Source organism: Piscinibacter sp., from assembly GCF_047600445.1.
Taxonomy (GTDB): Bacteria; Pseudomonadota; Gammaproteobacteria; order Burkholderiales; family Burkholderiaceae_C; genus Piscinibacter.
In genome coordinates this window covers 1,709,865-1,722,860 of the sequence record NZ_JASGKT010000002.1, presented here as the reverse complement: position 1 = coordinate 1,722,860, position 12,996 = coordinate 1,709,865, and the positions used below count along the sequence as shown (strand labels likewise).

The 12,996-nt window shown below is 70.5% G+C and carries 13 protein-coding genes; 12 read left to right on the top strand and 1 reads right to left on the bottom strand.

Annotated features, from left to right (window positions below; translation table 11 throughout):
* Positions 1-2: 2 nt before the first annotated feature.
* Positions 3-1,301, bottom strand: a complete 1,299-nt coding sequence (locus tag QM792_RS12245; RefSeq protein ID WP_415150345.1) for an amidase — start codon at positions 1,299-1,301, stop codon at positions 3-5.
* 160 nt (positions 1,302-1,461) lie between these two features.
* Between QM792_RS12245 and rpsB the strand changes: the two genes are divergently transcribed.
* The 12 genes from rpsB (at position 1,462) to fabZ (ending at position 12,989) form a co-directional block, all read left to right on the top strand.
* Positions 1,462-2,205 (top strand): 30S ribosomal protein S2, encoded by a 744-nt coding sequence (gene rpsB, locus QM792_RS12240; protein ID WP_415150344.1) that lies wholly within the window; start codon positions 1,462-1,464, stop codon positions 2,203-2,205.
* 93 nt (positions 2,206-2,298) lie between these two features.
* The gene (gene tsf, locus QM792_RS12235; RefSeq protein WP_415150343.1) at positions 2,299-3,195 is read left to right on the top strand and encodes a translation elongation factor Ts; all 897 of its coding nucleotides are present in this window, start codon (positions 2,299-2,301) and stop codon (positions 3,193-3,195) included.
* Between the two features lie 83 nt (positions 3,196-3,278).
* Positions 3,279-3,989 carry a UMP kinase gene (gene pyrH / locus QM792_RS12230; protein ID WP_415150341.1) on the top strand — a complete coding sequence of 237 codons (711 nt, stop codon included), beginning with the start codon at positions 3,279-3,281 and terminating at the stop codon, positions 3,987-3,989.
* Between the two features lie 15 nt (positions 3,990-4,004).
* Positions 4,005-4,565, top strand: a complete 561-nt coding sequence (frr, locus tag QM792_RS12225) for a ribosome recycling factor (protein WP_415150339.1) — start codon at positions 4,005-4,007, stop codon at positions 4,563-4,565.
* Positions 4,565-5,305: a polyprenyl diphosphate synthase gene (gene uppS, locus QM792_RS12220; protein WP_415150337.1), complete on the top strand. Its 741-nt coding sequence runs from the start codon at positions 4,565-4,567 to the stop codon at positions 5,303-5,305. Before frr ends, uppS begins: the two co-directional genes overlap by 1 nt.
* Positions 5,299-6,135 carry a phosphatidate cytidylyltransferase gene (locus QM792_RS12215; protein ID WP_415150335.1) on the top strand — a complete coding sequence of 279 codons (837 nt, stop codon included), beginning with the start codon at positions 5,299-5,301 and terminating at the stop codon, positions 6,133-6,135. Before uppS ends, QM792_RS12215 begins: the two co-directional genes overlap by 7 nt.
* A 10-nt stretch (positions 6,136-6,145) precedes the next feature.
* Positions 6,146-7,345 (top strand): 1-deoxy-D-xylulose-5-phosphate reductoisomerase, encoded by a 1,200-nt coding sequence (dxr, locus tag QM792_RS12210; protein ID WP_415150333.1) that lies wholly within the window; start codon positions 6,146-6,148, stop codon positions 7,343-7,345.
* Positions 7,342-8,709, top strand: a complete 1,368-nt coding sequence (rseP, locus tag QM792_RS12205; protein ID WP_415150331.1) for an RIP metalloprotease RseP — start codon at positions 7,342-7,344, stop codon at positions 8,707-8,709. Before dxr ends, rseP begins: the two co-directional genes overlap by 4 nt.
* A gap of 9 nt (positions 8,710-8,718) precedes the next feature.
* A complete protein-coding gene (gene bamA / locus QM792_RS12200; RefSeq protein ID WP_415150329.1) occupies positions 8,719-11,022 on the top strand; it encodes an outer membrane protein assembly factor BamA in 2,304 nt (767 codons plus the stop codon).
* The gene (locus QM792_RS12195) at positions 11,022-11,540 is read left to right on the top strand and encodes an OmpH family outer membrane protein (protein WP_415150327.1); all 519 of its coding nucleotides are present in this window, start codon (positions 11,022-11,024) and stop codon (positions 11,538-11,540) included. The genes bamA and QM792_RS12195 overlap by 1 nt, the downstream gene beginning before the upstream one ends.
* 16 nt (positions 11,541-11,556) lie before the next feature.
* Positions 11,557-12,546, top strand: coding sequence for a UDP-3-O-(3-hydroxymyristoyl)glucosamine N-acyltransferase (gene lpxD / locus QM792_RS12190; protein ID WP_415150325.1), 990 nt, complete (start codon positions 11,557-11,559; stop codon positions 12,544-12,546).
* On the top strand, positions 12,543-12,989 hold the full coding sequence (fabZ, locus tag QM792_RS12185; protein ID WP_415150323.1) for a 3-hydroxyacyl-ACP dehydratase FabZ: 447 nt from the start codon (positions 12,543-12,545) through the stop codon (positions 12,987-12,989). Before lpxD ends, fabZ begins: the two co-directional genes overlap by 4 nt.
* Positions 12,990-12,996 lie beyond the last annotated feature (7 nt).

Genomic DNA, 12,996 nt, shown 5'->3' with positions numbered 1-12,996 from the left:
GCTCAGCCGCGCTTCGTCGAGAGCGCCGCCTCGATGGCCAGCGAGGCATCGAGCACCGCGTCGTCGCGCAGCGCCGAACTCCAGACCATCAGGCCGACCGGCATCTCGCCCGCGCCCTGGCAGGGCAGCGAGAGCGCGCAGCCGTCGAGGAAGTTGATCACGCTCGGGTTGCGCAGCAGCGCGCCGTTGACGGCGAAGAAGGCGGCGTCGTCGGACAGCAGCGGCGCGATCGGCGCGGCGAGCAGCGGCACGGTGGGGCTCAGCATCGCGTCGAAACCAGCCATCGCCGCCTCGGTGCGCGCGATCCAGTCGCGCCGCGCCCAGACCAGCTCGACATAGTCGGCCGCGCTCATCGCCTCGCCGCGGCGGATGCGCAGCGCGACGCGCGGGTCGTACAGCCCGGCCTTCGCGGCAAGATGCCGGCGGTGCCAGGCCCAGCTCTCGGCGGCCGGGAAGCCGCCGGCGGCGTTCAGCGCGGCGAGTTCGGCCAGCGTGGGCAGCACGATCTTGTCCACGCGCGCGCCGGCGTCGCGCAGCGCCGCGAGCGCACGCTGGAAGGCCGCGGCCACCGCCGGCTCCAGGCCGTCGAGCATCAGGGTGCTCGGCACGCCGAAGCGCAGTGCGGCGAGCGGCTTGCGCGCCAGTGCGACCGTGCGCGCCGCCAGCACCTCGTGCATCAGCACCGCGTCGCGCACGCTGCGCGTGATCGCGCAGACGGTGTCCAGCGTGGTCGACAGCGGGATCGCGCCCTCGGTGGGCACCAGGCGCGCGGTGTTCTTGAAGCCGACCAGCCCGTGCAGCGCGGCCGGGATGCGGATCGAGCCGCCGGTGTCCGAGCCCAGCGCCGCCCAGGCCGCGCCGGCCGCCACCGACACCGCGCCGCCGGAGGTGGAGCCGCCGGGGATGCGCGGCGTGGCGTCGAGCGCGGCCGTCGCGACGTTCGCCGGCGTGCCGTGGTGCGGGTTGATGCCCACGCCGGAGAACGCGAATTCGCTCATGTTGGTGCGGCCCACGAAGGCCGCGCCGGCGGCGCGCAAGCGCGCGACGGCCGGACAGTCGGCCGCGGCCGGCGGCGCGTCGGCGAGCACGCGGCTGGCCGCGGCGCTGCGCTGGCCGGCCACGTCGAACAAGTCCTTGATGCTCAGCGCGCGGCCGGCCAGCGGGCTGCCGGGCGCCGCGGCGCGGGCCTGTTCACGCGCGGCGTCGAAGGTGGTCAGCGTGAAGGCGTGGCGGCAGGCCTCGCCCTGGGCGGCGGCGATGCAGCGCTCGAGGGTGTCGGTGGCGCTCGGGTCGGTGGGCATGGGTGGCGTGGTACACTCCGCGAGTTTTGTCCGGGACGCCCCCGGACGAAGCAATCGCGAAGCCGGCCGCTGAAGGTGTCGCGGCGCCACGAGACCGACGCATGTCGGCATGTGTCGCAGCGATTCGGGCCGGATTCTAGAACCAACCTTTGGAGTCCCCATGACGATCAGCATGCGTGAAATGCTGGAAGCCGGTGTGCACTTTGGCCACCAGACGCGCTTCTGGAATCCCAAGATGGCCCCGTACATCTACGGCCATCGCAACAAGATCCACATCATCAACCTCGAGAAGACGCAGCCGCTCTTCAACGACGCGTTGAAGTTCGTGCGCCAGCTCGCCGCCAAGCGCGGCACCATCCTGATGGTCGGCACCAAGCGCCAGGCGCGCGAGGTGATCGCGCAGGACGCGCAGCGCGCCGGCATGCCCTACGTCGACCAGCGCTGGCTCGGCGGCATGCTGACCAACTTCAAGACCGTCAAGGGTTCGCTGAAGAAGCTCAAGGACATGCAGGCCCAGGTCGAAGCCGGCATCGACACGCGCACCAAGAAGGAACAACTGATGTTCCAGCGCGAGCTCGACAAGCTGCTCAAGGACATCGGCGGCATCCAGGACATGAACGCGCTGCCCGACGCGATCTTCGTGATCGACGTCGGCTACCACAAGATCGCCATCCAGGAAGCCAAGAAGCTGGGCATCCCGGTGGTGGGCGTGGTCGACACCAACCACAACCCCGACGGCATCGACTACGTCATCCCCGGCAACGACGACTCGGCCAAGGCCGTGGCGCTGTACGCCCGCGCGGTGGCCGACGCCGTGCTCGAGGGCAAGGCCAACGCGAGCGCCGAGGTGGTGCAGGCCGCCGCCGGCGGCGACGAGTTCGTGGAAGTCGAGACCACGGCCTGAGGCCCGCTCGCCCCGGCTCGCGCGCCGCGAGTTCGTGCAAAGGGGGCTGTCGCACAGCCCCTTTTTCAATCCCTGTTTTTCCGGAGAACTGAGATGCCCGCAATCACCGCCAGCATGGTTGCCGAACTGCGCGCCAAGACCGACGCGCCGATGATGGAGTGCAAGAAGGCCCTGACCGAGGCCGACGGCGACATGGGTCGCGCCGAGGAGATCCTGCGCGTCAAGCTCGGCAACAAGGCCGGCAAGGCCGCCGCCCGCATCACCGCCGAGGGCGTGGTCGCCGCGGCGGTCGACGGCGGCACCGGCGCGCTGATCGAGATCAACTGCGAGACCGACTTCGTCTCGAAGAACGATTCGTTCCTGGCCTTCGCGAAGGCCGCCGCCGAGCTGGCGGCGAAGAACGACCCGGCCGACGTGGCCGCGCTGTCGGCGCTGCCCTATGCGCAGGACGGCTTCGGCCCGACGCTGGAAGACGTGCGCAAGGGCCTGATCGGCAAGATCGGCGAGAACATGTCGATCCGCCGCTTCAAGCGCTACGCCGGCGGCACGAGCCTGGCGCACTACCTGCACGGCACGCGCATCGGCGTGATCGTCGAGTACAGCGGCGACGCCACCGCGGCGAAGGACGTGGCGATGCACGTCGCCGCGATGAAGCCGGCCGCGCTGTCGTCGGCCGAGGTGCCGGCCGAACTGGTCGACAAGGAGCGCAAGATCGCTGCCGAGAAGGCCGCCGAGAGCGGCAAGCCGGCCGACATCGTCGCCAGGATGGTGGACGGCTCGGTGCAGAAGTTCCTGAAGGAAGTCAGCCTGCTCGACCAGGTGTTCGTCAAGGCCGCCGACGGCAAGCAGACCGTCGGCAAGATGCTCGAGGGCGCCAAGACCGAGGTGAAGGGCTTCACGCTCTACGTGGTCGGCGAGGGCATCGAGAAGAAGGTCGACGACTTCGCGGCCGAAGTGGCCGCCCAGGTGGCCGCCGCCAAGGGCGCCTGAGCCGGCGCGCCGGGGGCGCCGCGCGCTCCCGGCCGATTAGACTTGCGCACCACGAGAACCGACCCGCGCCTGGAGCCGCCCGCATGCCCGCCTACAAACGTATCCTGCTGAAACTCTCCGGCGAGGCCCTGATGGGCGACGATGCCTACGGCATCAACCGCGCCACCATCGTGCGCATGGTGCGCGAGGTGCAGGAGGTGACCCAGCTCGGCTGCGAGGTGGCGGTGGTGATCGGCGGCGGCAACATCTTCCGCGGCGTGGCCGGCGGCTCGGTGGGCATGGACCGCGCCACCGCCGACTACATGGGCATGCTCGCCACCGTGATGAACTCGCTGGCGCTGGCCGACACGATGCGCCAGGAGGGCATGACGGCGCGCGTGATGTCGGCCATCGGCATCGAGCAGGTGGTCGAGCCCTACGTGCGCCCGAAGGCGCTGCAGTACCTCGAGGAAGGCAAGGTCGTCGTGTTCGCCGCCGGCACCGGCAACCCCTTCTTCACCACCGACACCGCCGCCGCGCTGCGCGGCGCCGAGATCGGCGCGCAGGTGGTGCTCAAGGCCACCAAGGTCGACGGCGTCTATAGCGCCGACCCGAAGAAGGACCCGGCCGCGACGCGCTACGCGCAGATCAGCTTCGACGAGGCGATCGCCCGCAACCTGCAGGTGATGGACGCCACTGCCTTCGCGCTGTGCCGCGACCAGAAACTGCCGATCAAGGTGTTTTCCATCTTCAAGCCCGGCGCGTTGAAGCGCGTGGTGCAGGGCGAGGACGAGGGCACGCTGGTGCACGTCTGACGCGACGAGGTAGCCATGACCATTGCCGACATCAAGAAGACCGCCGAGACCAAGATGGCCCGGACCATCGAGTCGTTCAAGGTCGAACTGCAGAAGATCCGCACCGGCCGCGCCCACCCGGGCATCCTCGACCAGGTGCACGTCGACTACTACGGCGCTATGGTGCCGATCAGCCAGGTGGCCAACGTGACGCTGCTCGACGCGCGCACGATCAGCGTGCAGCCCTGGGAGAAGGGCATGGGCGCCAAGATCGAGAAGGCGATCCGCGAGTCGGACCTCGGCCTGAATCCCGCGGCCCAGGGCGACCTGCTGCGCGTGCCGATGCCGCCGCTGACCGAGGAGCGCCGCCGCGACCTGACCAAGGTCGTGCGCCACGCCGGCGAGGAGGCGCGCATCGCGGCGCGCAACGTGCGCCGCGACGCCAACGACCACCTGAAGAAGCTGCTCAAGGACAAGGAGATCTCCGAGGACGACGAGCGGCGCGCGCTCGAGCAGTTGCAGCGCCTGACCGACGGCACGATCGCCGAGATCGACAAGCTCGTCGCGACCAAGGAATCGGAAATCCTGGCCGTCTGATGGCTTCCGACGCCGGCATCCCGCGCCACGTCGCCATCGTGATGGACGGCAACGGCCGCTGGGCCAAGCGCCGCTTCCTGCCGCGCGTGTTCGGCCACAAGGCCGGCGTCGACACGCTGGTCAAGACCGTGCTGGCCTGCGCCGACCGCGGCATCGAGCACCTGACGGTGTTCGCGTTCTCGTCGGAGAACTGGAAGCGCCCCACCGAGGAAGTCTCGTTCCTGATGGGGCTGGTGCTGGTGGCGGTGGAGAAGTACCTCGGCCGGCTGGCCGCGCGCGGCGTGCGCGTGCGCGTGATCGGCGACCGCGACCAGCTCAGCGAGCGGCTGCGCCAGGCCTGCGACCAGGCCGAGTCGAACACCGCGCACAACACGCGCATCACGCTGTGGGTGGCCTTCGCCTACGGCGGACGCTGGGACATCGTGCAGGCCTGCCGCGCGGCGATGCGCGACGGCGTCGATCCGCAGGCCCTCGACGAAGCCACGCTGGCCCGCTACCTGGCGTTCGGCGAGGCGCCCGACCCCGACCTGCTGATCCGCACCGGCGGGGAGCTGCGCATCAGCAACTTCCTGCTCTGGCAGGCGGCGTATTCGGAGCTCGTCTTCACCGACTGCCTGTGGCCCGACTTCGACGACGCCGAACTGGACAAGGCGATCGCCGCCTACGCCGCGCGCGACCGGCGCTTCGGCCTCGTGAAGAACGCCGCGCCCGCGCAGGCCGCGGCCAACCGAGCATGCTGAAGCAGCGTGTCATCACCGCCATCGTGCTGCTGGCGCTGCTGCTTCCCGCGCTGTTCGCAGCCTCGGCGTGGCCGTTCGCGGTCCTGACGCTGCTGCTGATCGGCGCGGCCGGCTGGGAGTGGGGCCGGCTCAACGGCGCGGCGCCGGCCGTTGCGGTGGCCATGGGCGTGCTGCTCGCGCTGTCCGGCGCCGCGGCGCTCGCGCTGGGCTGGACCTTCGCGCCGCCGCGCTGGCTGTGGGCGCCGGTGGCCGTCGCCTGGGTGGCCGGCGGCGCGCTTGCGCTGCGTGGCGGACCGGCCGGCTGGCCGAAGCTGCCTCAGGCGTTGCGCTGGCTGCTCGGCCTGGCGCTGCTGTGGGTGGCGTGGCTGGCGATCGCGTTTGCACGCGGCGTCGGCATCAACTTCACCCTGTCGGTGTTCTGCCTCGTCTGGGTGGCCGACATCGCGGCCTACTTCGGCGGGCGCGCCTTCGGCCGGCGCAAGCTCGCGCCCTCGATCAGCCCCGGCAAGAGCTGGGAAGGCGTGTTCAGCGGCCTGGCCGGCGTGCTGCTGCTGGCCTTCGTGTGGCGCTGGGCCGATGCCGCTTGCGCGCTGGACACGCCCAGCCTCTACAGCCGCATGGCGGCGGCCTGGGGCGCGGCCGGCATGGTGATCGGCTGCGTGCTGCTCGGCGCGATGAGCGTGGTCGGCGACCTGTTCGAATCGCTGGTCAAGCGCGCCGCCGGCGCGAAGGACAGCAGCCAGTTGCTACCCGGCCACGGCGGCGTGCTCGACCGCGTCGACGCGCTGCTGCCGGTGTTCCCCATCGCCATCGCGCTGGCCGCGAGCTGAACAGAACGTCATGAGCTCCGCCACCGCCCGCCAACGCATCTGCGTGCTCGGTTCGACCGGCTCGATCGGCGTCAGCACGCTGGACGTGATCGCGCGCCACCCCGGGCGCTTCGAGGTGTTCGCGCTGACCGGCGCGAGCCGCGTCGACGAGCTGGCGCGGCAGTGCCTGCAATGGCGGCCGCGCTTCGCCGCCATGCCCGATGCGGCGCGCGCCGCCGCGCTGCGCGAGCGGCTGCGGCGCGAAGGCCTGCGCACCGAGGTGCTGGCCGGGGAGCGCGCGCTCGACGAACTGGCCGCGCACCCCGAGGTCGAGGTGGTGATGGCGGCGATCGTCGGCGCGGCCGGGCTGTCGTCGTGCCTGGCCGCGGCGCGCGCCGGCAAGCGCCTGCTGCTGGCCAACAAGGAGGCGCTGGTGGTCGGCGGCGCGTTCTTCATGGACGCGGTGAAGGCCGGCGGCGCGACGCTGCTGCCGATCGACAGCGAGCACTCGGCGATCTTCCAGTGCCTGCCCGAAGACCGCGCGAGCTGGCCGCAGCGCATAGCCCACATCGTGCTGACCGCCTCGGGCGGGCCGTTCCGCGGCCGCGACCCGGCCACGCTGCACGCGGTGACGCCCGACGAGGCCTGCGCGCACCCGAACTGGGTGATGGGGCGCAAGATCTCGGTCGACTCGGCGACGATGATGAACAAGGCGCTCGAGGTCATCGAGGCGCGCTGGCTGTTCGACCTCGCGCCCGAGCGCATCCGCGTCGTGCTGCACCCGCAGAGCATCATCCACTCGATGGTGGTGTGCCGCGACAACTCGGTGCTGGCGCAGCTCGGCACGCCCGACATGCGCGTGCCGATCGCCTACGGCCTGTCGTTCCCCGAGCGCATCGAGTCGGGCGCGTCGGCGCTCGATTTCACCGCGTTGTCCGCGCTCAGCTTCGAGCCGGCCGACTTCGTGCGCTACCCCGGGCTCGAACTGTCGTGGCAGGCGCTGCGCGCCGCGCCGGGCAGCACCGCGGTGCTGAACGCCGCCAACGAGGAGGCCGTGGCCGCGTTCCTGGCCGGAACCATAGCCTTCGATCGCATTCACAGCGTCAACGCCGGCACCGTCGGGCGTGTGCTTCCGGCGCCGGAGGCCGCGCAGTCGCTGCCGGGCCTGCTCGACCTGGACGAGCGCGCGCGCCGCGAGGCGCGGCAGTTGATCCGCAACCTGGCACGATGACCACGCTGCTTGCCTTCATCCTGACGCTCGGCGTGCTGATCGTCGTGCACGAGTACGGCCACTACCGCGTGGCGGTGGCCTGCGGCGTCAAGGTGCTGCGCTTCTCGGTCGGCTTCGGCCGCGTGCTGTGGCGCCGCCAGCCCACGCCCGAGAGCACCGAGTTCGTCGTCTGCGCGCTGCCGCTGGGCGGCTACGTGCGCATGCTCGACGAGCGCGAGGCCGCGGTCGCGCCCGAAGACGCGCACCGCGCCTTCAACCGCAAGACGCTGTGGCAGCGCACGGCCATCGTCGCCGCCGGGCCGGTGGCCAACCTGCTGCTGGCGGTGCTGCTGTACGCCGGCGCGAGCTGGATCGGCACCGACGAGCCCAAGGCCGTGATGGCCGCGCCCGCCGCCGGCAGCCTGGCCGAGCGCGCCGGCCTGCGCGCCGGCGACTGGGCGCAGGCCTGGTCGGACGACGGCGCCGAGTGGCACGACCTGCGCTCGATGAACGAGCTGCACTGGCAGCTGACGCAGTCGGTGCTGCACGGCGAGCCGCTGCACCTGCTGGTGGCCGACACGCAGGGCCACGGCCAGCGGCGCGTGGTGCTCGATCTGCAGGCGCTGGCCGGGCGCGAGGTCGACGCGGCGGCGAGGAAGCAGATCGGCATCGGCGCGCCGTTCAGCGAGCCGGTGCTCGGCGAGACCAAGCCGGCCGGGCCGGCGGCGCGCGCCGGCCTGCGCGCCGGCGACCGCGTGCTGTCCATCGACGGCGAGGCGATCGCCGAGGCCGGCCGCATCCGCGAGCTGATCCGCGCCAACGGCGCCGACGGCGCGGCGCGCGAGATGCTGTGGCGCGTCGAGCGCGCCGGCCGCACGCTGGAGATCGCCGTGACGCCCAGCGTCGTCGCCGAGGGCACGCGCAGTGTCGGCCGCATCGAGGCCTATCCCGGCCAGGCGCCGGAGATGGTCAAGGTGCGCTACGGCTTCGTCGAGGGCCTGGCGCGCGCGGCCTCGCGCACCTGGGAGATGTCGGCGCTGACGCTGAAGATGCTCGGCCGCATGCTGGTCGGCGAGGCCTCGCTGAAGAACCTCAGCGGGCCGCTGACCATCGCCGACTACGCCGGCCAGTCGGTGCAGCTCGGGCTGGCCTACTACCTCGGCTTCCTCGCGGTGGTCAGCGTGTCACTCGGCGTGTTGAACCTGCTGCCGCTGCCGATGCTCGATGGCGGGCACCTGATGTATTATCTTTTCGAGGGTGTGACGGGGCGGCCGGTCTCCGAGTTGTGGCTGGAGCGGCTGCAGCGTGGCGGGGTGGCCATCATGCTCATGATGATGTCCCTGGCTCTCTACAACGACGTGGCCCGACTCCTGGGCCTGCACTGACCCCGACGCATGCCTTCTTCCCGACGCGCGCCCGCATTCCGCCCGACCGTTCTCGGCATCGCCCTGGCCGCCGCGCTGCACGCCGGCAGCGCCTGGGCGGTCGAACCCTTCACGCTCAAGGACATCCGTGTCGAGGGCCTGCAGCGCACCGACGCCGGCACGGTGTTCGCCTCGCTGCCGTTCCGCATCGGCGACACCTACAACGACGAGAAGGGCGCCGCCGCGCTGCGCGCGCTGTTCGCCACCGGGCTGTTCAAGGACGTGCGCATCGACATCGACGACGGCGTCGTCGTCGTGATCGTCGAGGAGCGCCCGGTGATCGCCGCGATCGACTTCGTCGGCCTGAAAGAGTTCGAGAAGGACACGCTGGTCAAGTCGCTGAAGGACTTCGGCATCGGCGAGGGCCTGCCCTTCGACAAGGCACTGGCCGACCGCGCCGAGCAGGAGCTCAAGCGCCAGTACCTGACGCGCAGTCTGTACGGCGCCGAGGTGGTGACCACCGTGACGCCGCAGGAGCGCAACCGCGTCAACGTGACCTTCACGATCACCGAGGGCACGGCGGCGAAGATCCACGAGCTGCGCATCGTCGGCAACAAGGCCTTCTCCGAGAGCACGCTCAAGGGCCTGTTCGACCTGAACGACGGCGGCTGGCTCAACTGGTACACCAAGGCCGACCGCTATTCGCGCTCCAAGCTCAACGCCGACCTGGAGACGCTGCGCGCCTACTACCTGAACCGCGGCTACCTCGAGTTCAACGTCGACTCGACGCAGGTGGCGATCTCGCCGGACAAGCAGGAGATCACCGTCACGATCAACGTCACCGAGGGCCAGCGCTACACGGTGACCTCGGTCAGGCTCGAGGGCGACTACCTCGGCAAGGAAGAGGACTTCAAGACCCTGGTGAGCATCAAGCCCGGCGAGCCCTACCGCGCCGAGGCGGTGACCGAGACCACCAAGGCCTTCTCCGACCACTTCGGCCTGTTCGGCTACGCCTTCGCGCGCATCGACGCGCGCCCCGAGATCGACCGCGCCAACGGCCGCGTCGCGCTGACGCTGGCCGCCGATCCGTCGCGGCGCGTCTACGTGCGGCGCATCAACGTCGCCGGCAACACGCGCACGCGCGACGAGGTGATCCGCCGCGAGTTCCGCCAGTTCGAGTCGTCGTGGTACGACGGCCAGCGCATCAAGCTCTCGCGCGACCGCGTCGACCGCCTCGGCTACTTCAGCGACGTGAGCGTCGACACCACCGAGGTGCCCGGCACGCAGGACCAGGTCGACCTGACGCTGTCGGTCAAGGAGAAGCCCACCGGCAACCTGATGCTCGGCGCCGGCTACTCGTCGGCCGACCGGCTCGCGCTGACGGCGTCGATCAAGCAGGAGAACGTGTTCGGCTCGGGCAACTACCTCGGCATCGAGGTCAACACCAGCCGCAGCAGCCGCACGCTGGTGCTCAGCACGGTCGACCCGTACTTCACGATCGACGGCATCTCGCGCGCCTTCGACATCTACTACCGCACCGCCAAGCCGATCAACAGCCGCGGCGAGCAGTACCAGATCGTCACGCCGGGCGTGGCGCTGCGCTTCGGCGTGCCGTTCAGCGAGTACGACACGGTGTTCTTCGGCATCGGCGCCGAGCGCACGCAGATCAAGGGCGGCACCTCGATGCCGAACAACCTGTACCTGTACCGGCTGCAGTTCGGCGAGAGCAGCAACTCCTTCCCGCTGACGGTGGGCTGGACGCGCGACGAGCGCGACAGCGCGCTGGTGCCCAACGAGGGCAGCTACAAGCGCGTCAACGTCGACTGGACGGCCTTCGGCAACACGCGCTACATGCGCAGCAACCTGCAGTACCAGCACTACTGGCCGATCACGCGCCAGTACACCTTCGCGGTCAACGCCGAGGTGGGCTACGGCCGCGGGCTGGGCGGGCGGCCGTACCCGGTGTTCAAGAACTTCTACGGCGGCGGCCTGGGCACGGTGCGCGCGTTCGACCAGGGCTCGCTGGGCCCGGCCGACGTGACCGGCGCCTACGTGGGCGGCAACCGCCGCGCCAACCTCAACAGCGAGCTCTACGTGCCGGTGCCGGGCGCCGGCAACGACCGCACGCTGCGCGTGTTCGGCTACCTCGACATCGGCAACGTGTGGGGCGAGCAGGAGAAGCTGACCGCCGACAGCCTGCGCGCCTCGGCCGGCCTGGGCCTGAGCTGGATCTCGCCGGTCGGCCCGCTCAAGCTGAGCTGGGGTACGCCCATCCGCAAACAGCCCAACGATAGAATCGAGAGACTGCAATTCCAGATCGGGACCGCGTTCTAATGAATACCTCTTTCCTGAAATCGGCGGCCTGCGCTGCGTTGCTCGCCGGCGCCGCCCTGGGTGCGCAGGCGCAAGAGCTGAAGATCGGTTACGTGAACGCCGACCGCGTGCTGCGCGACGCCGTGCCGGCCAAGGCCGCGCAGGCCAAGCTCGAAGCCGAGTTCGGCAAGCGCGAGAAGGAGCTGGCCGACATGGCTGGCAAGCTCAAGGCCGCCGGCGAGAAGCTCGACAAGGACGCGCCGACGCTGGCCGAATCCGAGCGCACGCGCCGCCAGCGCGAACTGGTCGAGCAGAACCGCGACTTCGACCGCAAGCGCCGCGAGTTCCAGGAAGACCTGACGCAGCGCAAGAACGAGGAGCTGGCCTCCGTCGTCGAGCGCGCCAACAAGGTCATGAAGCAGATCTTCGACAGCGAGAAGTACGACCTGATCATCCAGGAAGCCGTGTTCGCCGGCCCGAAGATCGACATCACCGACAAGGTGATCAAGGCGCTGAACGCCCAGGGCGGCGCCAAGTAAGGGCAGGGCGGCGCCGATGGAAGTTGCTCTGCGCGAGATCGCCGGGCAACTCGGCGGCGAACTGGTCGGCGACGGCGAACTGCGCATCGCGCGCATCGCCACCCTGGAAAGCGCGGCGCCCGACGCGATCGCCTTCCTCGCCAACCCCAAGTACCGCTCGCAGCTCGCGAGCTCGCGCGCCGGCTGCGTGATCGTCGCGCCGGCGCTGCGCGACGAAGCCGCCGCGCGCGGCGCGGCGATCGTCACGCCCGACCCCTATGCCTACTACGCGCGGCTCACGCAGTGGTGGGTGCGCACGCTGCGGCCGCGGCCGGCATCCGGCATCCACCCCAGCGCGGTGGTCGACGCCAGCGCGCGGGTCGCGGCCGACGCGGTGATCGGCCCGCTGTGCGTGATCGGCGCCAACGTGCGCATCGGCGCCGGCACTCGGCTGGCCGCGCACGTGACGGTCTACGACGGCTGCACGATCGGCGCGCGCTGCGTCGTGCACGGCGGCGCGGTGATCGGCGCCGACGGCTTCGGCTTCGCGCCCGTCGAGGGCGAGGACGGGCTGCGCTACGAGAAGATCGAGCAGCTCGGCGCCGTGCGCATCGGCGACGACGTCGAGATCGGCGCCAACACCTGCATCGACCGCGGCGCGCTCGACGACACCGTGATCGAGGACGGCGTCAAGCTCGACAACCTGATCCAGATCGGCCACAACGTGCGCATCGGCGCGCATTCGGCGATGGCCGGTTGCTCGGGCGTGGCCGGCAGCGGCGTGATCGGCAAGCGCTGCACCATCGGCGGCGCGGCGGTCATCCTCGGCCACCTGACGCTGGCCGACGACGTGCACATCTCGGCCGCCTCGGTGGTGATGCGCTCGATCCGCCAGCCGGGCCACTACAGCGGCGTGTTCCCCATCGACGACAATGCCGCGTGGGAGAAGAACGCCGCCACGCTGCGCCAGCTTCACGCGCTGCGCGACCGCATCCGGGCGCTCGAGAAGAACGAGAGACAAGCATGACGACGATGGACATCCACCAGATCCTGAAGAAGCTGCCGCACCGCTACCCGATCCTGCTGGTGGACCGCGTGCTCGAGCTCGACAAGGGCCAGCGCATCAAGGCGATCAAGAACGTCACGATCAACGAGGACTTCTTCAACGGCCACTTCCCGCGCCGCCCGGTGATGCCCGGCGTGCTGATGATCGAGGCGCTGGCGCAGGCCTCGGCGCTGCTGGCCTTCGCGACGCTCGGCCAGGACGCCGACGAGAACACCGTCTACTACTTCGCCGGCATCGACAACGCGCGCTTCAAGCGCCCGGTGGAACCCGGCGACCAGTTGACGCTGGAAGCCACGCTCGAACGCGCGAAGTCCTCGGTGTTCAAGTTCAAGGCACGCGCGCTGGTCGGCGACGAACTGGCCGTCGAGGCCGACCTGATGTGCACGATGCGCAGCTTCGCTTGAGCCGCCG